Raw genomic sequence first — 22,435 nt, forward strand, 5'->3', positions numbered from 1 at the left:
GTGTGTATTTTTCAAGAGATGTCCTTTTAATTGCCGACAAGGGATACATAGGCATGGATAAGATACACGGCAACAGCTTGGTACCTAAAAAATCGACAAAAAAGCATAAATTAACTAAGGAGGACAAGAAATACAATTCAATTATTTCAAGACGTAGAATTTACATAGAGCATGTGAACAGGCATATCAAGAAATTTAGGATAGTGTCTACACGTTATAGAAACAAGAGGAGAAAATTTGCCCTGAGATTTTCGTTAATTTGTGCAATTTATAATTTTGAACTATAGGTTATCGAACAGGTCTAATATATTCAGAATTCACGCCTATCTGTAAATTGTATGCAGGTTTCAGCCTGCCCATTTTTCATGTAGTCCTCCTTCATTCTCATAAACGTTGCATCCTTATCTGTTTTAGAGTAACTGTTTTTATTACCATAAATTTTAATATGCATATCATATTCATTTTCTTTTGCTATGTAGGAAGTTACAGTTTTGTAATCTCTTAATTCAGTTAATCTATTTAGAACAAATCTTCAACTTCGATTTTATAGTTAGAGATAAATCTGATAGCTGTGTTATGATCAGGGGCAGGACATCCTCTTAAGATCCACATGTAATTAATATTTTCCCTACAATTTTTTTCTATAGCTCTGGTAGTATTAACACCGTCAAACATAGCATATGCGATGATAAAAAACATTTTATAGGCTTCAATTTTACGCTTACGGCCTTTATTTTTAGAGTATGCTTGCGTTAAGTATCCATAGTCTAATCCCTCCAATAATTTGCTAATTACTCTAACAGGCGATGATTCGGAGATATTAACTCCAATATCCATAGGCAAAAACAATTGATAATTTGGAAAAAATGTAGTACAACTAGTTAAATGGTTATTGTTGTTTATCATAATTTGATTATACCATTTTGCCGAGATTTTATCTCGGTTTTTTCTTTTTTTTGTTAAAAAATTTTGTTTATATTTATAAAGAATGAAAATAAATTACTCTAAGATTATTTTTAATAATATTATAGTTGAAAATAAGAAATAGAAAAGAGTTGAAAAAGTTTATTTGATGTGATATAAAATATTCAGAAATTAAAAATTAAGTTAATTTTTTTGGAATAATAATTTAAATTATATTTGGAACTTTTTAAAATTGAAATATTAAAACTAAAATTTTAAATAAAGTGATTTTAACTTTTGAATTGATTTTAAAATAGAGTTATTATTAAGAAAAATGTTAGGCGATTGAAAAAGTAATAATATAAAAACCTGACTAAATGCAGTGTTGCTATTTAAGATATTAAAATTTTATTGTAAAAATACTGGAGAAAAATGGTAGAAATTAGAACTGTAAAAACATTGTGATTATTAGGAATTCCCATTTAAAAAGTGGGAATTATATTTTGATTGTTTGAAAATATATATTAAGTTTTAATCCTTTTTGTAAAGAATTTATAATAAATTGATTATTTAAATGGGGATAGTATTAGACTTTTACAAATGGCTAAAGAAAAGTGTGGAAAGGAGAGTACGGCTAAAAAAATTGGAGTAGTATGTTTTTAGAGAATAATAATTTGAGTAAAGTTTACTGCAATTGTTAAGTCGTAAAAAAAGAAATGAAAGAGAAATTGAAATTGTATATTGTTAGGCATGGGCAGACTGAGTGGAATGTGCAGGAAAAGTTTCAAGGGCAATTAAATTCGCCGCTTACAGAGGAAGGAAAAGTTAAAATCAGGAAAACGGCAACTGAGCTTGCAGATATTGAATTTGAGGCTGTTTATACAAGTAAGTTGGGAAGAACAGTTGGGACAGCTGAAATTATTTTGGAAAGTAATAATATTGAGAAAAGAAAAAATGATAATGAAAAATTGAAATTACAGAAATTGAGTGAATTAAATGAGATTTATTTTGGGGAATGGCAAGGGATGAATTTTAAGGAGATTTTTGTAAAATATCCAGAGGAGGCTCATAATTATTTTTATGACGTAAAAAATTATTGTGCAGGGAATGTGAAAGGAGAAGAACTGAAAGATGGATTAAAGCGATTTTTACGAGGATTGAATAAAATTGTGTATGAAAATAATGGTGGAAATATTTTAGTTGTTACGCATGGTACTGTTTTGGAGTTATTTTTTAATTATATTGAAAATAAGGAGGCTCACGATTTGGATGAAAGAAAATTAATTGGAAATGGGGAATATAAAGTATTTACATATGAGAACGGAAAATACCGTATGTATTTATAAATTGCAAGTGATATTAGAAATAGACGATTGTAAAAATGATAATATAAAAACTTAACTAAATACAACGTTATAAACCCTATTTAAAAAATAGAAATAAAATTCTATAACAATTAATTTGATAGCCTTATTAAAAAAATTAAATCTAATTTTTAAGTATCCATCTTAAGGACTTTTATAACTTTAGTTTATAAATATTATGATTAATAATAGTTTTGCTTATTTAATATGTTCCAAATATAAAAGCTTAAAATTTAAATATAATAATCTTTATAATTTAATATAGAATGTCTTGATTTTTTTGGAATGAAAACGATTAAATACATTTATGTGTTTCTTTCATCAAAACCTTTATAGCAAATGTATTTTATAGAGTTGTTCCAATCTTTAATTTGCGTAAGTGAGCGTTAGCGAGTTTCGTTTTCGTAGTAATCCAGATTTATCCAAATAATAAATGTTTCGACTACTTTCCCAAATAAAATTTGGGAATATTTCAAAAAAATGCTTAGATGAGCCAGGGATAGTGCGTAGCACTTTCGCTATTCTCTTTAATATGACATTATTTAAATATGCTAAAATAACTATTATTGCGAAATAAAGGGAAATGGCGACTGATTTCCCTTGCTTTATAAAAAGAAAAAATATGAGGTTATGAAAAAATATTTATTAATAATAAACAGTTTTTCATAATCTAAATAAGAATCCCTTATATGGATACTTGACGATAAAATTTAATTAAAGGACATTATAGATTGTATAATAGCATAATCTTGTAAAAAAAGCTTTAATTCCATGAATTTTCTGATTTCTACTATTTAAACGGGAAATAGTATAAGATATTAAAAATTTATGACAAAAATGCTGGAGAAAAATGGTAAAAATTAGAACTGTAAAAGTATTGTAATTATTAGAAATTTTAGACTTTTCCAAATAACTATAATATTTGGAAACTTAAGGAGGGAAATTAAATGAAAATTTGGATAATTGGTGGAACAAAGGATTCTAGAAATATTTTAAATGAGATTTTAAAAATTGGAGAAAATGATATTATTGTTAGTACAGCTACTGAGTATGGGGGGAAGTTACTTGAGAATGTGGCTAAAAATAAGAATGTGCATGTGATTTCAGAAAAATTGAATGTTTTGCAAATTGAAGAGATGATTTTGGAAAAAAATATTGATTTGATTATTGATGCAAGCCATCCATATGCACAGAATATTAGTAATACCGTTATTTCAATGGTAAGTTATTTGAATGAGAGAGTTACTCAGGAGAAAAAAGTAAAGTATATAAGATTTGAGAGAAAAATGGTTGATTATGGAAATAAAAATATATTTAAATTTCAGGATTTGCAGGAAATAATCAAGTTTTTACGACAATTTGAAAATAAAACTATACTAAGTACGCTGGGTTCAAATACTTTGGCTGAGATAAAGGAAGTTGGTGAGAAAAATAGGTTATTTGTTAGAATTTTGCCAACAACTTCTTCGATACAAAATGCAGAAGAACTTGGATATTTGCCTAAAAACATAATTGCTATGCAGGGGCCATTTTCAAAAAATATGAATGTTGTGATGTTGCAGGATTTGAAAATTGATTATCTGATTACGAAGGAAAGTGGGGAAACTGGAGGGGAATTACAGAAGGTAGAGGCTTGTCAGGAATGTGGTGTTACAGTTTTGGCAATTAAGCGTCCTGTTCTGGATTATGGGACAGTTTTTAATACAATTGAGGAATTGATGAGATATTTGGTTAAACTTTGATAAAATAAAATTTTAGGGACAATCTGAAAAAGTAGTTTTTCTTATAAAAAAAAGAAAGACAAATCTTGTGATAGTCCCTCTTTTATTGTATTTTTATTAACCAAAATTATCTAGTAAAATTCTTCTGAATCTTTTTCATGTCCCTATCAATATCTTTCCTTTTCAGTGATTCCCTCTTATCATGCATTTTTTTACCTTTTGCAAGCCCTATTTCCATTTTTACAAGCCTTTGCTTTGTATAAACTGAAATTGGAACAATAGTGTAGCCTTGTTCTTTGATTTTTTCACTCCATTTTTTTATTTCACGTCTATTCAAAAGCAATTTTCTTACACGAGATTCTGCAACATTATTAATATTCCCAAATTCATAAGGCGTAATATGCATATTCATCACAAAAATTTCATCTCGTATAATTCTTATAAAACTTTCCTTTATGCTGACTTTTCCAGCCTTCACCGATTTCACTTCCGTTCCCACAAGTTCAATCCCTGCTTCCAGCTTATCTTCTATGAAGTAATCATGGAAAGCCTTTTTGTTTCTAGCTAATACTGGCATTTTCCCTCCTTCCAATGTTTTCTTTTTATTCTTCTTCCATTTCTTCAATTTTTATTTTCTCTTCCACATAAGGTATAACCTCAATTTCCATTTTGGCATAACTTGCACTTACAATGCTTACTTTCATTGTACTTCCCATGGTGTACGACTCGTTATTTCTTTTATCCACGATTTTAAAGTTTTCCTCATCATAAATAAAGTTGTCACGTGCTGTTGTAACATTGTAAACCACTTCCACGTGATTTTCCAGTTCCATAAATATTTTATTTTTATTCATTCCACTAAGTCTGGCAATATAAACCTGTCCGATTTTATCCTGCATATATTCAATCAATTTGATTTTTATGCTGTCTTCTTCCAGTTTATCCGCCACTCTTTCAGTTCTCGAAATACTGGAGGCAATTGCTTCAAAATTAGCTCCATATTTTGCTTTTTCCTTTTCACTCATAAATTTTTCAATCGAACGTCCAAGCATTCTGTGGACAATTAAGTCAGAATAACGACGGATTGGTGATGTAAAGTGCAAATAATATTTGGAAGCCAGCCCAAAATGCCCTAGATTTTTGTTGGCATATCTTGCACGTTGCATTGCCCTTAAAATTAATTTGTGAATTAAATAGCCTTCCGGTAGTCCTGTCGTTCTTTCTATAATATTCTGGAATTTTCCGGGATGAATTTCCTCCAGCCCTTTTAGAGAATATCCAAATTTTATCAAAGTTTCATTCAATGCCTGAACCTTTGCCTTATCAGGATCTTCATGGACTCTATAAATTGCTGGAATTTCTTCCCAGAATAATTTTTCAGCTACAGTTTCATTTGCGATAACCATAAAGTCTTCGATGATTCTTTCAGCTTCTCCTCTAGAACGCAATACGATGTCTTTTACGGCTTTATTTTCGTCTAAGGCTACTTTTATCTCAGGTAATTCAAAATCAATGCTCCCACGTCTCTTTTTGTTGTTTCTGATGATTTTAGATAATTCTAGCATATTTTTAAGCATTTCATCAATTTTTCTATATTTATCATATAGATTTCGATATTCTTCAGATTCTTCATTTTTTTCCAAAATTGTATTTACATTTTCATAAGTCATTCTGTATTTCGATTTTATAACCGATTTGTAAAAATCATTTCTTACAACTTTACCTTTTTTATCTAAATCCATTTCTACAGTAAAAGTCAGTTTATCCTCATTTGGATTAAGCGAACATAGATTATTTGACAACTTTCGTGGCAACATAGGAATTACCCTGTCTACAAGATAAATTGAGTTTCCACGCTTCAATGCTTCTGTATCAAGCTCGGTATTTTCCTGTACATAGTAAGAAACATCAGCAATGCTTACAAAAAGTTTATACCCCTCTTCTGTTTTTTCCACATAAACTGCATCATCCAAATCTTTCGCATCAGAGCCATCAATTGTAATAATATCAAGATGCCGCAAATCTTTCCGATTCTTTAATTCTTCCGAAAAATCCTCATCAATTTTATCCAGTTCCTGCAAGACTTCATTTGGAAATTTCTCCTCAATCCCTTCATTTAAAAGCAACGATGAAATTAATGCTTCCGTATCTTTTGGACTCCCCAGTACACTTACAATCTCTCCTTCAGGCTTTCTTTCCTCATCTCCCCAGAAATCCACCTTTACAGCCACTAAATCTCCAGTTTTTGCGCCTTTTATCAATTTTTTCGGAATGTAAATATCCTTTGGTGAATTTCTTGGACGTACAAAGCCAAAACTTAAACTATGTTCAAAAACTCCAACAATGACATTGCGATTTCTTTTTACAACCTTGCAAACTTCACCTTCACGCTTCTTTCCATCAGAACTTTCCTTCAAAATACGCACTAAAACAGTATCGCCATTCATAGCCGTATTTAGGTAAGATCCAGAGATAAAGACGCTGGCTTCTCCATTAACATCAAGAAATCCAAAGTTACCGCTAGCAATGGAAATTTCCCCTTTTACAAACCCCTCCTTCTCAGGCAAGGTATATCTTCCATTCCTTTTCAAATAAATATCGCCACTTTCTTCCCATGCATTCAAGAGCTGCTTATACATTTTCCGCTTTTTCTGGCTCCATTCCAGCAACTGCAATATTTCCTGAAAAGTAAACTCATATTCTGCCAGCACTTGTCGCAAATATTTTAATTCACGCTCTTCCCTAAGTTCCATTTTATGAGTTTTCTGATTTTCTTTTTTGTTATTAAAATTTTTTCCGTTAAATTTTTTTTCCTTATGAAAATTTTTATCGTTATTTTCAATATTTTTATTTTTATGTTTTTCTTTCTTTTTTTTATTTCCCATATTTTTCCTCTGTCTTGTTCAATGTATCAAAATAATCTAAATTATAAAATTCTAGTAGAATATGGCTAAAAATTGTCAAAATAATAAATTTTCAGATATATTTCAAAGCAATTTTTATTTTTTAGACTAAATCTGATTTTTTTAAAAATTTTAGAGCTGATTAGCTATTATTGAATTTCTAAATTTTATAATATTTGGATGAATAATTGAATCTTTTGAAAGCAAATATTTTAATTTCTCCTCAATTTCAAATTTTATTGCCTTATCCAGATCAGTTTTTGCAAGTTCTCTAGCTGTTTCCACGCCTTCCCAGCTTCTTCCTTCCTCAATTGCATCCGATAAATAAATAATTTTGGCAAGTGTATTCATATTTGCTTTTCCGATTGTATGATATTTTATCCCATCCAAAATTTCCTCATCATCAATTCCAAACAATTCATAATTTTGCCGTACAAACTCAGCTCCTGCAAATCCATGCAGTACAGCCGTAGACTTTGACATCTTATCCTCAACTTCAGGATATTTTCCCTTTGTCAAGTCAATCATAACTGACAAGTCAAAAAATTTTGCCACATCATGAAGCCAAGCTGAAGCCTCCACTTTTTCCACATCTACATTGTAAGTTTTTGCAAGTTCCACAGCACATTTTGCAACTCTTTCCACATGATTGTATCTTTTTTCATCCAAATAATTTTTTACATTTTTTTTGATTTTATTTATATCTATCATATCCTATCCCCTCACTTACAAATAATTTTATACCTAAATATACATACCAGTATTATTATACTACACGACAAAGAAAAAAACAACAAATCTGCTATATTTAGACAAGGGAAAAATCGTAAAATTAAAATAAATAGAAATTTTTTTAACAATTTAGATTTTCAAAACAAAAAAAATTAATAATATTCACACTTTATAATGGATTTTTCTCAAAATGTATAGTAAAATAATTTTAAGAAAAAGTAATCGGATAAAATAAGTAGGATAGAGAGGATTTTATTTGATGCTGAGAGGATGAGATGCGAAATGGATGAGAAAAAAGTGCTAAAAAATGATTGGAAGATGACGGATGATGAAATTGAAGATATGAGAGTGCCTGTAATTGTTAATAAGAGTTATGATGAACTGTTTAAACAGCTTGCGGATAGGATTAGGGAAAATAGGCTGGATGTGGATATGGATAAAATTGGACACGCTTTTATGCTTGCCTATGAGTCGCATGTGGGACAGAAGAGGAAAAGTGGGGAAGATTATATTTTGCACCCTGTGGAAGTGGCGGAAATACTGGCTGATATGAAAATGGACACAGATACGATTGTGGCTGGACTTTTGCATGATGTGGTTGAGGATACACTTATAACTTTGGCGGATATAGAGTACACTTTTGGGGAAGATGCGAAAAAACTTGTGGATGGGGTTACGAAACTTAGGAATTTGCCGAGAACGGACAGTAAAAAGCTGGAAAATATAAGAAAAATGGTAGTGGCAATGTCGGAGGATATTCGGGTTGTAATTATAAAGCTGGCGGACAGGCTTCACAATATGCGGACATTAAAATATATGAAACCTGAGAAGCAGCAGGAAAAATCAAAGGAAACAATTGAAATTTATGCACCGATTGCTCACAGGATAGGGATGGCTAGGATAAAATGGGAGCTGGAAGATATAAGTTTTAGATTTTTATATCCAAAAGATTATTATGAGATCAAAGAGCTTATAAATTCAAAAAGACGTGAGCGTGAGGAATATACAGCAAAAGTCATTGAAAAAATAAAGGTGGAACTTGAAAAAAATGATATAAAAGGCGAAGTTACGGGGCGTCCAAAACATCTGTACAGCATTTATCGGAAAATGATTGAAAAAGAAAAAAGATTTGTAGATTTGTACGATTTGATTGCGATAAGGATTATTGTTGAGAAAAAAAATGAATGTTATAATGTGCTGGGGATAATTCACGATTTATTCGTGCCTGTCTTTAACAGATTCAAGGATTATATTTCACAGCCGAAGCCAAATGGCTATCAATCAATTCATACAACAGTGAAAGGCCCTGATAGTCAGCATGTGGAAATTCAGATTAGAACGCAGAAAATGCACGAAATAGCAGAAGAAGGGGTTGCGGCACACTGGAAATACAAAGAAAAGAAATCAAAATCCAAAAATGAAAAATTTTATGCAGACGTAAAAAAATTGAAGGATTCTGTTCAAAATAAGAAAGATAATGAAAAACAGATGGAATTCGTGCAGGAAGTTACAGGGGATGTATTAAAACAAACGATATTCGTATTTACGCCAAAGGATGACATTGTAGAAATGCCACGAAACTCTACTGCACTTGACTTTGCATTTCAGGTACACACTCAAATTGGGTACAGAACGATTGGGGCAAAAGTCAATGGACGGATTACTCAGCTTAATCAAGTGTTAAAAACAGGGGATAAAGTTGAAGTGATAACTTCCAAGAATATGAAAGGGCCTGGAAAAGACTGGATTGAAATGGTAAATAACCATAGTTCCCGTGTGAAGATAAGAAAATGGTTTAAGGACAAGGAATTTGAGGAAAAGTCGAAGGAAGGGGAACAAATTTTAGAAAAAGAATTTGAGCGGCTTGGGCTTAAATTGAAGGATATGATGGAAGATGAGCGTGTTTTCCTTTATATGAAAAAGTACAATATTACTGATGATAAAACATTATTTTATAGATTTGGAACTGGAGATTTGTCGCTTGACGGCTTTTTGAACAAGTTTGAGAAAAAAGAAGAAAAAGCATTAGAAAAGGTGCTTGAAGAGGAAACCGAAAAAGGAAATCGTCAAAAGGAACGGAATCAGGATGGTGTAAAAATTTCTGGAACAGAAAACACAATGTACCGTTTTGCAAAATGTTGCAGTCCGCTTCCCGGCGATGAAATACGTGGCTATGTGACACGTGGACGTGGAATCGCAATTCACCGTGCCGACTGTGATAACTTCATTTCCCTTATGGAAAAAGAGCCGGAAAGGGAAGTTGATGTGTATTGGGATGAATCTGCAATTTCAGCTAACAGTTCATACGAATTTAATTTCACAGTAAAAGCCTCAGACAGAAATGGACTGCTGCTTGACATTATCCGAATCTTAAATGAATACAAAATGAACTTGATAACTGTAAATACAAATAACTTTAAAGAAAATGGAAACAAGCGGATTTTTATACATTTAAGAATAACTATCCGAAGCAGGGAAGATTTTGACAGATTGGCAAACAACCTAAAATCAATGCCGGAAGTGATAGATGTTATAAAGAAATAAAAAAAATTTTTAAAAGGGGGAGTTGAAAATGGAACTGAAAGTAATAATTGGTTTAATCATATTTCTATTTTTATTGAAAATATTTATAAAAATTACTAAAAAAGTGTTGTTTTTCTTTTTTGTGATTATCATTTTTATGCTTATTATAAATTATTTGAAATTGTAATTTTTACAGATTAAAGTTGATGTGGCCAGTGTTTATTATTTTTTTTCTGTCTTATCAATTTTTATGGCAGATTTGAAGATAAGTAGAAATTTTGACAGTAGAAAGCCTTGAAAATGGTGTTATATTTAATAGATTTACAAAATCGGATAATCTTTTGGTAGGAACGCATGATGGATACTCGTATAAAGATTATTGGATAATTCATAAATAAAAATTTTCAAATAGATTAACAAGAAAAAGGATATCACAGAAATTTATTGAACAGTAAATCAAAAGGGTTTGCTGTTTTTCTTCTGTTTATATTTATTTTTTTATAAAAAAAACTGCCTTAATTCAAGACAGTCAATTTTATAAATTTTTAATTATTTTAAAAAGCCCAATTGCCCTTTCTAAATACGGGAACTCTTGTCCCATCCTCCAGAATCCCGTCAATATCCATTTCTGCGTCACCAATCATAAAGTCAACGTGTGAAATTGACTGGTTAATATGAGCTTTTTCCAATTCTTCTTCAGTCATTTTGGTACCGTTTTTTACGTTAGTTGGGTAAGCGGCACCCAATGCCAGATGGTTTGAGGCATTTTCGTCAAATAATGTTTGATAGTAAAGAAGTCCTGAGTTAGAAATAGGCGAATCATTCGGCACAAGAGCAACTTCTCCTATTCTTCTTGAACCTTCATCAGTATCAAGCAGCTGCTTCAAAATCTCATATCCTTGCTCCGCTTCAAAATCCACAACTTTTCCGTCCTCAAAAGTCAGTTTAAAGTTGTCAATAATATTTCCCTGATAAGAAAGTGGTTTTTTATTTGAAACATAACCATCTATACGCTCTCTATCCCCAGCTGTGAATACTTCCTCTGTAGGCATATTTGGCAAGAAATCTGCCCCTTTTGCATTTTTACTTCCAGCTGCCACCCAAATATGATTTTTAGGAAGTCCTACTGTCAAGTCAGTACCCTTTGAAGTATAGTGAAGTGCTATGAATTTTTTATTGTTCAAAAAATCAGCTTTTTCAGTCAAGTTCTTTCTATGTTCTTCCCAAGCTTTTACAGGATCGGCTTTATCGACTCTTACAGTCTTTAATATTGCATCAAGCAGCTTTTCCTGTGCAATGTCAGCATCTGTTTCATCTGGGAATACAAGTTTTGCCCAGTCTGCCGAAGGATAGCTTGCAATTGTCCAGGAATTTACATCTGTCATAATGCATGTTCTATAGTGCTTGTAAGCTTCCCCTGCATTTTTTGTCAATGCTCCCAGCTTTTCAGCGTCAATTCCTGCAAATAAGTTTGGAGAACTGCTTAAAATGTGTATAAATACGACATTGTTGTCGAGGTAGTCATTTCTTTCATCAATTGCCCATTGCGGGATGTGTGAATAAACTTCTTTTGACTGATATTCAGCGTGAAGTCTTGATAATTTGTCATCAGTCAATTTTATGTGAACATCACTTGCCCCCACTTGATAAGCTAATTCTGTAACTTTATAGACTAGCGGCAAAGCATCGGTTGTACAGTTTACCCAAACTTTCTGCCCTTTCTGTACATTTGCCCCAATTTTTACAATTACTTCTGCATATTTACTTAATTTTTCTTCAAAGTTATTCATTTTTATTTTTTTCCTTTCATAATTTATTATTATTCATATTTAGGAGCATATCCAAATTCCAGTGAGATTAAACCGTCTGAAAATTTATCTCTGTATGTTTTAGTAGGACTAGAATAGCTTCTTTTAAGTCTTGGTGTTGTAGCAAGGCTTATTCCAGCTGAAAATCTGTTTTTTTGAACTCCCATACCAATAGCACCATATCCACTTACTGGAGCGGCTTTTATTTCTCCACGGCCACCATTTTTATCAGTCCATTTCACGTTTCCGCTTGAAAATGATAAACCGAATGAAATTTTAGTATAAATTCCATTGTCCAATCCTGATCCCATTGTTATATAAAGTGGAACTGAAACTAAATTTCCTGAACCACTATTTATACCATTTCCTTTGACTTTTAAAGTATTATACACTATCCCTGTTCCAATTCCTATTCCAGAATCATCAACAAATGGCTGTCTTCTTTCAAATGAAATTTTAACTCCACTTCCTATTACATTTTTTACTTCCTGATTAATATTATTTTTCTTCTGTCCTCTATAACTACCATAACTAGGACTTACAAAAATTTCTGCTCTTTCATCTGCCATTGCCAATGGTGTTAATAGCATAAACATCAAAAATAATTTTTTCATAAAAAATCCTCCTTGTATAATATTATATTTTTTTATTTATTTTCGGTAAAAGATTTTCATTTTCTCATTTTTTTCGTTGTCTTTATAAAATTGCAAGTTGTTATATTTTGAATTTTCAAAGATAACAAGTTCATCATCTGAATTTGAATTCTTCTTTTTTAATTTTTTAAGTCCTTTATAGAAATTTTTTACAGATTTTTTAGCTTCTTTTACAAAAGTTTTATATTTTTCAATATCCATTTTTTCTTTCTCAATTTCTGAATCTTTTATTTTTTCAGCTTGAGATACTGCTAATTTAAAGTCTTTTCCTAATATTTCCAGCTGATTTATAAAATTATTATTTTTTTCATCTTCCAAATCAATATTATAAAATTTTTCATCTATTAGGGAAATAATAAATTTAATCCGATAAATGTTGTATGCAGCAGTTTGTCCGCTATTTTTTAAATCATTTAGTGAATATTTTGCTGCCAGGGAATCTAAATTTTGAAATTTTGATTTAATATTATTGTTATAAGAACTGTATGACATACGGATTTCTTCGTATCCCCTGTCTAAAATTTTACCTTTTTGAAAATTATCCTTCTTGTATTCATCGCTTTTATAATAATTCTCAATTTCTTTCATTTTTGAAATTTTCTTTTCGGCATATTCAAAATATTCATTAACTGGTGCTGAAAAATCTTTAAAAACACTGTTTTTTTGAATAGCTTCTTTTAGAGTTTCTTTTTTTTCAAAATATTCTTTTTCTATTGGAGTTACTGGATATTTTTCCACAAGTTCCCGTATATTTTTTTCAGAAGGGATAAAAAATTCTTCTTTTTCGCCTCTTTTTATCCTGAAATACATATCGTATCTCTGCTCATATTCGAAGAATATATTCTCGAATGGATTATTAATAGCTTTTAATAAACCTAAAGTTTTTACTTCATCTGGCGACATATTCTGAATTTTTTCAAATTCTTCTTTTTCTTTTTCAGTCATTTTATCAGATCGTGTTTCTTTTGAGTTATAACCGTTATTACAGTTTAAAATAAGTATGATTGTAAAAATTAATAAAAAAATCTTTTTCATAGTACCTCCGGAAAGTAAGAAGAAAGATTGCTGTTAGTCTTCAAATCCATTTGGATTTTTTTTCTGCCAGTTCCACGAATCTCGGCACATATCCTCAATAGTGTATTTGGCTTCCCAGTTTAATAATTTTTTGGCTTTTGAGGCATCGGCATAACAAACGGCAATATCTCCTGCTCTTCGTCCGTCAATTACATAAGGGATTGTTTTTCCAGCAGCCTTTTCAAAATTATGTAAAATTTCAAGAACGCTGTAACCTTTTTCACTTCCCAGATTTATTGCTTCAAATCCTACCCTTTCATTGAATAAATAATTTATTGCAGCTGAATGTCCCGCTGCTAAATCGTTTATATGAACAAAATCTCTTATGCAAGTTCCGTCAGGAGTGTCGTAATCATTTCCAAAAACGTGCAGCTTTTCCAATTTTCCTACTGCAACTTGAGTTATGTAAGGCGAAAGATTGTTTGGAATTCCATTTGGATCTTCTCCGATTCTCCCACTTTCATGGGCACCTAAAGGGTTAAAGTATCTAAGTGCGATGATGTTCCAAGTCTTGTCGGATTTTGCCAAGTCCATTAAAATATGTTCAATTATTACTTTTGTACGTCCATAAGGATTTGTAGCTTCTCCCATCGGATCAGTTTCCACAAAAGGCACTTTATCAGAAATTCCATAAACGGTGGCAGATGAGCTGAACACAATATTTTTTACATCAAATTCCTTCATCACTTCAAGCAAAGTAATCATTCCAAATAGATTATTTTCATAATACATAAGCGGTTTTTCTACAGATTCCCCAACTGCCTTGAATCCTGCAAAATTAATGACAGCATCAATTTTATTTTCACTGAATATTTTTCTCAGGCCTTCCTTATTTTTTACATCAAGCTCATAAAAAGATATTTTTGTTCCAGAAAGTTCTTCTAAAATTGTAATAACCTTTTTGCTTGAATTGCTGAAATCATCTACTATAATTGGATGAAATCCTTTCTTTATCAAGTCTAAAACTGTGTGAGAACCGATATATCCCGCTCCTCCCGGTACTAAAATCGTTTTCATAAAATACATCCCTTCTTTCTAAAATTTTCTATTTTCATATCTAAGCAAATTTTGAAATTATCAAATTAATTATGTAAATTAATTTTTTCCATAATCTCATCAAAAATTTGAAATCCATTCAAAGTTTCCACAATTTTTCCATCTTTAAAAAGCAAAAGCATAGGCAATCCCCTTATCTTAAACTTTGCCCCAAACTCTGGATAATCGTCAACATCAACCTTGACAATCTTACAATCTGAATTATTGGACACTTCTGCAAGAACCTTTTCAAGCATTTGACAAGGGCCACACCAGATAGCATAAAAATCCACAAGAGTAAGCCCGGTTTGTGAAACTGTTTCATTTTCAAAGTCTTCTCCAGTATAATTGATGATATTGCTCATATAACTTCACCTCGATTTTAAATTTATATTTTCTAATATTATATCAATTTTAATTAATTTCTGCAATTTTATTTTTTATTTCTGATTTACAAGGCTATTTATTCATTTTTTTAATTTTGGGTTATTATGTTTAATAATTTTTGTTTCTTAAATCTTATTTTTTTAGTTTATTTTAAGCAAAGGAAACAAACGCCTTTCCCTTGCATCCCCGCTTCTCGAATTTTAATTATTAAGATAAACCTTTACTGCAAGATAAGGATTTGCGGCAATGAGCAATCCTGCAAAAAAAAGAAATAACATAATAAAAATAGTAAAAATTGTTATTAAATAAATTAATCTAATACTAAATCCCATTAGAAAATAGAAACTATGTTAAGAACAATAAATTTTCATTTGTTTATATAAATGTAGTAGTAAAAAATTGAATTTTATTGTTTGGCAAGATATAATTACAATGAAAAAATTAAAAGATTAATTATGAAAATATTTTGATTATCAAAATAAAAATATTTAATTGTAAAAAGTGCAAAAACATTATATAATTAAATAAAAATAACGTGTGTTATAAGTTATGGGAATATATTTTTAACATAAAAAAATCAGTCTGAGATAGATTAAGCATATATAAGTCGTGGGCTTGGTTTTAAAGAATTTACTATAAATAATAAAGGAGGTTTTATGTTTGAAAAATTTCGGGTGAAGAAGTTATCTAAAGTTGTGCAAACAGTTGTTACACACTTTTTTGAGCAAGTTACAAAAAAAGATTATTTTTCAACTTTTTCTAAAATAAGTTTTTTGAATATCGAAAACGTTGCTTTATTATATGAGAAAAATAAAAAAATTGTAATAAATAAAAGTGATGAATTTTTGAAAATGCTGGATAGACATATTTCAAATTCGGGGATTGATTTATCATTTTTGGAAAATGTTGATTTAAAAAGGCTGGTAGAAAATTTTGAACGGCTTTGTGCCAATGGGTACATAAATTTTATTGAAAATGATATAAGAAAAAAAATAATCGAAAAAATAACGAAATTAATATATATTTTGCCGAAGTTACATTTTTGTAATGTAATTTTGAATTATACTTCGATAAGTGAAAAAAAGAAGATTAGCAGAGCTCCGCCATATAATTTTTAAAAGTAATCATAGTTAATTATTTATAAAAATTATAAAATTGGAGGAAATCAAAGTGAATGAAATCAAGGAAATTAAAGAGGAAAATTCAGAAATTTCAAATGAAAAAAAGAAAATAGAATTAAAAGGAATAAAAATAGGAAAATATTTTATTGAAAAGCCAATAGTTCAAGGTGGAATGGGTGTTGGAATAAGCTGGGACAGGCTTGCTGGAAATGTGGCAAAAAATGGGGGACTTGGGACAATAAGTGCAATTTGTACTGGATACTACCAAAATATGAGATTTGTTAAAAAGGCTGTAAATGGACGGCCTCTTGGGACAGAAAACGCCTACAACCGTGAAGCACTTTTTGAAATATTTAAAAATGCAAGAAAAATTTGTGGAGATAAACCGCTTGCCTGTAACATTCTACATGCAATCAATGATTATGAAAGAGTGGTTCAGGATGCACTTGAGGCTGGGGCAAATATTATTGTTACAGGGGCGGGACTTCCATTGGAACTTCCAAGACTTGTAAAGGATTTTCCAGATGTGGAAATCGTGCCGATAGTTTCATCAGCCAGAGCATTGAAAATAATCTGTAAAAAATGGAAAGCCGCCGGGAAAATGCCGGGAGCAGTAATCGTGGAAGGGCCAAAAAGTGGAGGACACCAAGGTGCCAAATACGAAGAACTGTTTGCCCCTGAACATCAGCTGGAAGCAATTTTGCCACCCATCAAGGAAGAACGGGATAAATGGGGGGATTTTCCGATTATTGCAGCGGGAGGAATCTGGGATAATAACGATATAAAAAATATTATGGCACTTGGAGCGGATGCAGTTCAAATGGGGACAAGATTTATCGGTACCTACGAATGTGATGCAAGTGATGTGCTAAAACAGGTTTTACTTGACGCAAAGGAAGAGGATATTGTAATTGTAAGTTCACCAGTCGGATATCCAGGACGTGCTGTAAAAACAAACTTAGTTCAAACATTGGAGCCAAATACAAAAAAGATTAAATGTATAAGCAACTGTGTATTCCCTTGTGAACGTGGAAAAGGTGCAAATAGAGTGGGATACTGTATTGCCGACAGTCTTGGAGATGCTTATTTAGGTAGACTTCAAAGTGGATTGTTTTTCTCGGGGGCAAATGGATGGAAATTGAAAGAAATTGTGCACGTAAAGGATCTAATAGATGAACTTATGACGGAAATTAATTAGGATTATAGTAAATAATCAGGAACAAGGGGTAATTACAAGTCCCCTTGTTTTCTACTTTTATCTGTATTCTAAAATTAAATGGGAAATAAAGTTTAAATAATATAATCAAAAATTTTGTTTTAATTATCAACTTTGAATTTTTCAGTAAAAGTCAAAATTTATTATAGGAAAAATTGTCTTTTATTGAAGAATTGAAATGAGGAATTAAAAATGAAAATAAAAAATGGAGAAGGAAATGGCTAGAAATACGAGCATAAAGAGAATAATAGATATTCTTTTGAATAAAAATGTTGATGAAATAGAGGAAAAGAAAAAAAAGTCAGCAAGAAAATATCAGTCGATGAAGCCGATGACAAAAAATACTAAACTAAAGGAATTTAAAGATGCAAGTCTTTTGTATGTCCCGCTTTCACAGCATATAGGAAGTCCAGCGATTCCAGTAGTGGAAATTGGTGATTATGTAAAAAAATATGAGAAAATAGGAGAAGTTTCAGGCAACATATCAGCCAATATACATTCGCCTGTTTCTGGAGATGTTGTTGATGTTGTAGAACATCTGGTTGCAAATGGAAATAAAGTAAAAACCGTTATTATTGCAAATGATTTTAAAAATAAGGAAGAAAACCTCGTAAAAAGGGAACTTAGGGATTTAAAATTAATAAAGAAAGATGAAATTTTTAAGATAATAAAAGAGGCTGGGATAGTAGGACTTGGAGAGGCACAGTTTCCGACATACATAAAATATGATATAAAATTCAGGAAGGTGGAAACACTTATAATAAATGGGGCGGAATGTGAGCCGTATCTGACTTCTGACTACTCGGTTATGAAAAATTATACAAGGGAAATTTTCCGTGGATTGAAAGTTATACAGAAATTGCTGAATCCGAAAGAGATAGTAATTGGGATAGAAGCGGAAAATAGCGAGTTAGTCGAAAAATTTGAAGAAATGGGGAAAGAGGAAGAGTTTGACTTGAAAATTCAGCTGTTACCGACAATTTATCCACAAGGAAGTGAATTACAGCTAATAAATACTGTTACAGGTAAAAAAGTGCGAAAAGGGGAATTGCCGCTGGAAAAAGGTGTGGTTGTAAGCAATGTAAGTACGGTAAAAGCAATTTATGACGCATTTTTTGAGGGGAAACCGCTTATAGAAAGAGTTGTTACAGTATCTGGGGAAGAAGCGAGAAATATAGGTAATTACAAAATAAAATTCGGAACGCCGCTTTATCATATTGTAAAAGAGCTAAAAATTCAAAATGAGGAAAAAGTGATTTTTGGTGGGCCTATGATGGGAATGGAAATTTTTGATTCAAGAGTGCCTGTGATTAAGGGAACTTCTGGAATATTGTTTTTAAGCACAGAAGAAATTGAAAGGAAAAACTGTATTTCATGTGGATATTGTGTGGAAGTCTGCCCGATGAATCTTATGCCTTTTGAGTTTGCAGATTGTTATGAAAAGGGGAAATATGAACAGATGGTTAAGGCCAATATTCAGAACTGTATTGAATGTGGAGCGTGTGAATTTGTATGTCCGTCGAGAGTTCCGCTAATAGAAAGCATAAAAACAGGAAAAGCAATCTTGTCGGAAATGGAGGAGAATAAATAATGGCAGATGAAAAATCGTTGCTGGAAGAGATACTGGATGTAAAAAACAGAAAAATTAAAAATGGACTTTTAGATAGTGATGATACAATTTCAAATTTAGAAAATGAGGGATTACGGGAAAAAAGAAATGTTAGCCAGTCAAATTTGAATAATAGCAGAAAAATAATAAAACTGGAAAAAACACGGAATGAAAAAATTAAAAGAGAAACAATTGAAAAAGAAGCAAAAAATAGAGAAGTAAAAAAAGATAAAAAACAAAATATAAAAACAACTGCAAATACAGAAAATACAAATATAAGTAAATCAAAATCACAGGAAAAATCAAATGTAGCTAATAAAAAAAATTTAGAAAAAAGAGATGAAAAACTTAAACGAAGAAAAATAATAAGAAACTTTTTTAAAAATAGAGAAATGAAAAAAATATCGTTTAGTCCATTCGTGCGAACAAATGTTGAAGTGAGGGATGTTATGAAAGATGTTGTTGTGGCTTTATTTCCAGCTATAATTACAGCTGGACTGGTTTATGGACTGACAGCCCTGTCAGTAATAGTAACTTCAGTTTTCACAGCAATAGTTACAGAAAAGCTGTTTTCAAGAATATTTTTGAATGACAAAAATTCTACTCACGATTTATCAGCAGTTATAACTGGACTTTTGATGGCTTTGACTTTAGCACCGCTGACTCCATTACCAGTTGTTGCTTTTGGGGCGGGTATGGCTGTAATTTTTGGGAAGCTGATGTATGGCGGAATTGGGAGAAATGTGCTTAATCCAGCGGTAGTAGGGCGTGAATTTATGACAGTTTTCTTTCCTGTTGCAATGTCTTCCGGGACAATATGGTTCAGTCAGGAAGCCCTGAGATTATCAAAAATAAATGTTTTTGTGAATTTTCAGAAAATACCGCTTATGAGCTATTTTGATGAACTGTTGCTGACTTCTTCGGGTTCATTAGGTTCGTATTCTGCAATTGCACTAATTCTGGGAGGAGTTTACCTGCTGGTAAAAAACCGTATTTCGTGGCATATTCCAGTAACTTTATTTGCCACATCGTTTATTGCAACAATGTTCCTAAAAAACGGAATTTCCGTTTCGATGGGGGGACTTTTGCTGACAGGAATATTTATGGCGACTGATATGCCGACAAGTCCATCATTTGCAGGCGGGAAGATTTATTACGGAATAATGCTGGGTGTTGTGATTGTGTTGTTGTCAGTGCTTGGAGTAAAAAATGAGACATTATCGTATGTGCTGTTAATTTTAAATCCTTTTACAAGATTTATAAACAAGGTGTTCCGTCCAGTTGTATTTGGATATGAAGTGAAGGAGGAAGTGTGGAAACAGGTTGGAATGGGGATATTGCTTACGATAGGAATACTTGTTTTTGCACTGATTTTTATAACTTTACATAAAATAGGGGCAATTCCATATCTAGTTTATTTATATATCTTGGTATTGACAGTGCAATTAATAAGAAATGACAGAAATAAAAATAGAAAATTTAAATAAAAAAAGGAAATCAGTCAAATAATCGGCTTAATTTCCTAAAAAATAAATTTGTGCAAGGACAATAAAAATCCTTGCATTTTTTGTTAAAAAATAATACTTGTCTTTTCCCTTTCAAAAATCAAATTTTTCTCAATTTTCTCATCCGCATCTTCCACAAAATCAATAAAGCATTTTTGATTTTCATACTTTTGATTCAGCATTTTTAATTTATCCTTAGTTTCAGAGCCAAGATGGCTGTCGGATTTTAAAATATTCCGTACATCCTGATTCAGGACAAGCACCTCATTTATTGAAATTCTGCCGCTGTACCCGCTGGAGCATTCATCACAGCCTTTCCCCATACATTTCTGGCACTTTTTCCCAACCAGTCTTTGTCCAATCACACAGATTAATGAATCTAGTATCAAGTATTTTGGAATGCCCATATCCACCAGCCTGATTAATGTGGAAACTGCGTCGTTTGTGTGAATTGTGGAAATTACGAGGTGTCCTGTTAATGCCGCCCTTACAGCAATTTCCGCTGTGATTTCATCACGGATTTCTGAAATTACAATAATGTCAGGATCATTTCTCAATGTGGCTTTCAAGACTTCGGCAAATGTTACTCCGATATTCTGGTTTACCTGTATCTGAACAATTCCGTCGATTTTGCTTTCAACAGGATCTTCCACCGTTATAATTTTTTTTCTTCCATCATTTAGTATATTTATTAAGGATTTTAGAGTTGTGGATTTTCCAGAGCCTGTCGGCCCACTTACGAGTATCATTCCGTATTTTCTAGTTAAAATCTCATTTAACATTTCTATACTTTGATTTGAAAATCCCAGTGTTTCAAGGTTTATGTCTTCCAGATAGTTTTCAAGAATACGCAGAACTACGCTTTCTCCACCAATTGTTGGCATATAGGCGACTCTTATGTCATATCGCTTGTTGAGATTTTTTATATTCAATAAAAAAGAAAAGCTGCCATCTTGTGGCTTTCTTTTCTCCGCAACGTTCATTCCAGCCAAAATTTTTATTCTGGCAATAATTTCTGTAATATTTTTTTCCAGTACTTTTTTATTCACAGTTTCATATAATTTCTCACTTTCCATAAGATATCCGTCAACTCGGTACTTTATTTCCATTCCTTCCAGCATATCAAACTTTATGTGAATATCGCTGGCATGTTCCTTAAATCCTGTTTTTACAATTTCATTTAGATAAGAAATTGTATCATTTGATAATATGTTATTTTTTTTATTATCAGCAAAGTCTTTAAGTTTTGCCTTTTCAGTTATATTATTATTTATTTTGTTATTCATTGTCCTCAATTTCCCTTCCCACTTTTATACTTTTACTTTTTTAATATTTTTTATTTTAAATTATTTCTTTTTAACACTTCCACCATTAAATTCTTCCAGCACTAATTCTGTCTGTTTTTTCAATGTTTTAAACAATGCCTTTTTAATTAGATTGTACCATTTCAAGGCGGCACGTTGAGTGTCAATCCCCTTTAATGTTTCCTTTAGCTGCAATTTAAAGAAGTCAACTTCTTCATAGGAAAGTTTTACACTTTTAGTTTTTTCCTTTTTGTTTGCCTTTGTTATTTTTACTTCACTTTCTAAATATTTGAAGAAACCAAACACGTTTGGCAGCTGTTTTTCATACTGGCTCATCATTTTTCTCATTTCCTCAATCATTCTTGTAAGATAACTTCTTGACATTTTAGAAAATGTAACATTGACTTTTCTTTTTCCTTTTCCAATTTTTTGTACAAGCTGTTGCATTTTAGCCTGTGATTTTGCATTTATTAAATCCATATTGCTAACAGTATTTGGATTTACCATTTTTGCCATAAAAGACTCCTTTCTATTTATTATTTTTATATTTATAGCAATTCACCTGAAAACAAAGTTA

The 22,435-nt window shown here is 31.4% G+C and carries 20 protein-coding genes; 8 read left to right on the forward strand and 12 right to left on the reverse strand.

What is annotated here, in order from left to right; genetic code table 11:
• Positions 1 to 287: transposase family protein (locus K324_RS15620; protein ID WP_036095770.1), on the forward strand; the 287-nt coding region annotated here is incomplete at its 5' end.
• 23 nt (positions 288 to 310) lie between these two features.
• Here K324_RS15620 and K324_RS15890 read toward each other — a convergent pair.
• Positions 311 to 451, reverse strand: a complete 141-nt coding sequence (locus K324_RS15890; protein ID WP_156907003.1) for a hypothetical protein — start codon at positions 449 to 451, stop codon at positions 311 to 313.
• Positions 452 to 519: 68 nt separating this feature from the next.
• Entirely contained in the window at positions 520 to 906 is a 387-nt protein-coding gene (locus K324_RS14940; RefSeq protein ID WP_051354467.1) for a transposase, read from the reverse strand.
• Positions 907 to 1,637: 731 nt separating this feature from the next.
• Here K324_RS14940 and K324_RS0112245 point away from each other — a divergent pair.
• Positions 1,638 to 2,249 (forward strand): histidine phosphatase family protein, encoded by a 612-nt coding sequence (locus K324_RS0112245; RefSeq protein ID WP_232056077.1) that lies wholly within the window; start codon positions 1,638 to 1,640, stop codon positions 2,247 to 2,249.
• Between the two features lie 965 nt (positions 2,250 to 3,214).
• Positions 3,215 to 4,009, forward strand: a complete 795-nt coding sequence (gene cobK / locus K324_RS0112250; RefSeq protein ID WP_026749386.1) for a precorrin-6A reductase — start codon at positions 3,215 to 3,217, stop codon at positions 4,007 to 4,009.
• A 106-nt stretch (positions 4,010 to 4,115) separates the two neighbouring features.
• Here cobK and smpB read toward each other — a convergent pair whose 3' ends face one another.
• From smpB to yqeK, 3 genes are all read right to left on the reverse strand, one after another.
• A complete protein-coding gene (gene smpB, locus K324_RS0112255) occupies positions 4,116 to 4,565 on the reverse strand; it encodes an SsrA-binding protein SmpB (RefSeq protein ID WP_026749387.1) in 450 nt (149 codons plus the stop codon).
• A 25-nt stretch (positions 4,566 to 4,590) separates the two neighbouring features.
• Positions 4,591 to 6,873 carry a ribonuclease R gene (gene rnr / locus K324_RS0112260; RefSeq protein WP_084533656.1) on the reverse strand — a complete coding sequence of 761 codons (2,283 nt, stop codon included), beginning with the start codon at positions 6,871 to 6,873 and terminating at the stop codon, positions 4,591 to 4,593.
• Between the two features lie 150 nt (positions 6,874 to 7,023).
• A complete protein-coding gene (yqeK, locus tag K324_RS0112265; protein ID WP_232051194.1) occupies positions 7,024 to 7,602 on the reverse strand; it encodes a bis(5'-nucleosyl)-tetraphosphatase (symmetrical) YqeK in 579 nt (192 codons plus the stop codon).
• Positions 7,603 to 7,905: 303 nt separating this feature from the next.
• Between yqeK and K324_RS0112270 the strand changes: the two genes are divergently transcribed.
• The gene (locus K324_RS0112270; RefSeq protein ID WP_169720587.1) at positions 7,906 to 10,167 is read left to right on the forward strand and encodes a RelA/SpoT family protein; all 2,262 of its coding nucleotides are present in this window, start codon (positions 7,906 to 7,908) and stop codon (positions 10,165 to 10,167) included.
• Between the two features lie 533 nt (positions 10,168 to 10,700).
• Here the strand turns inward: K324_RS0112270 and K324_RS0112280 are convergent.
• The 5 genes from K324_RS0112280 to K324_RS0112300 form a co-directional block, all read right to left on the reverse strand.
• Complete coding sequence (locus K324_RS0112280; protein WP_026749391.1) at positions 10,701 to 11,936, reverse strand: aminopeptidase; 1,236 nt, start codon at positions 11,934 to 11,936, stop codon at positions 10,701 to 10,703.
• A gap of 29 nt (positions 11,937 to 11,965) precedes the next feature.
• On the reverse strand, positions 11,966 to 12,568 hold the full coding sequence (locus tag K324_RS0112285; RefSeq protein WP_026749392.1) for a hypothetical protein: 603 nt from the start codon (positions 12,566 to 12,568) through the stop codon (positions 11,966 to 11,968).
• 36 nt (positions 12,569 to 12,604) lie between these two features.
• On the reverse strand, positions 12,605 to 13,642 hold the full coding sequence (locus tag K324_RS0112290; RefSeq protein WP_026749393.1) for a DUF3829 domain-containing protein: 1,038 nt from the start codon (positions 13,640 to 13,642) through the stop codon (positions 12,605 to 12,607).
• A 33-nt stretch (positions 13,643 to 13,675) separates the two neighbouring features.
• Positions 13,676 to 14,698 (reverse strand): UDP-glucose 4-epimerase GalE, encoded by a 1,023-nt coding sequence (gene galE / locus K324_RS0112295; RefSeq protein WP_026749394.1) that lies wholly within the window; start codon positions 14,696 to 14,698, stop codon positions 13,676 to 13,678.
• Between the two features lie 65 nt (positions 14,699 to 14,763).
• Positions 14,764 to 15,081 carry a thioredoxin family protein gene (locus tag K324_RS0112300; RefSeq protein WP_026749395.1) on the reverse strand — a complete coding sequence of 106 codons (318 nt, stop codon included), beginning with the start codon at positions 15,079 to 15,081 and terminating at the stop codon, positions 14,764 to 14,766.
• Positions 15,082 to 15,759: 678 nt separating this feature from the next.
• Here K324_RS0112300 and K324_RS0112305 point away from each other — a divergent pair.
• The 4 genes from K324_RS0112305 to K324_RS14945 all read left to right on the forward strand — a co-directional run bounded on the left by K324_RS0112305 (position 15,760) and on the right by K324_RS14945 (position 20,536).
• Positions 15,760 to 16,221, forward strand: a complete 462-nt coding sequence (locus K324_RS0112305; RefSeq protein ID WP_026749396.1) for a hypothetical protein — start codon at positions 15,760 to 15,762, stop codon at positions 16,219 to 16,221.
• Positions 16,222 to 16,282: 61 nt separating this feature from the next.
• Positions 16,283 to 17,422 (forward strand): nitronate monooxygenase, encoded by a 1,140-nt coding sequence (locus tag K324_RS0112310; RefSeq protein WP_269472689.1) that lies wholly within the window; start codon positions 16,283 to 16,285, stop codon positions 17,420 to 17,422.
• Positions 17,423 to 17,657: 235 nt separating this feature from the next.
• A complete protein-coding gene (gene rsxC, locus K324_RS0112315) occupies positions 17,658 to 19,031 on the forward strand; it encodes an electron transport complex subunit RsxC (RefSeq protein ID WP_026749398.1) in 1,374 nt (457 codons plus the stop codon).
• Positions 19,031 to 20,536, forward strand: coding sequence for an RnfABCDGE type electron transport complex subunit D (locus tag K324_RS14945; RefSeq protein ID WP_051354468.1), 1,506 nt, complete (start codon positions 19,031 to 19,033; stop codon positions 20,534 to 20,536). Before rsxC ends, K324_RS14945 begins: the two co-directional genes overlap by 1 nt.
• An 83-nt stretch (positions 20,537 to 20,619) precedes the next feature.
• Here the strand turns inward: K324_RS14945 and K324_RS0112325 are convergent, their stop codons facing one another.
• Together K324_RS0112325 and K324_RS0112330 are read right to left on the reverse strand one after the other, a co-directional pair.
• Positions 20,620 to 21,840 carry a GspE/PulE family protein gene (locus K324_RS0112325; RefSeq protein ID WP_026749400.1) on the reverse strand — a complete coding sequence of 407 codons (1,221 nt, stop codon included), beginning with the start codon at positions 21,838 to 21,840 and terminating at the stop codon, positions 20,620 to 20,622.
• Between the two features lie 60 nt (positions 21,841 to 21,900).
• Positions 21,901 to 22,374, reverse strand: coding sequence for a hypothetical protein (locus K324_RS0112330; protein ID WP_026749401.1), 474 nt, complete (start codon positions 22,372 to 22,374; stop codon positions 21,901 to 21,903).
• Positions 22,375 to 22,435 lie beyond the last annotated feature (61 nt).

This window comes from Leptotrichia trevisanii DSM 22070, assembly GCF_000482505.1.
Taxonomy (GTDB): domain Bacteria; phylum Fusobacteriota; class Fusobacteriia; order Fusobacteriales; family Leptotrichiaceae; genus Leptotrichia; species Leptotrichia trevisanii.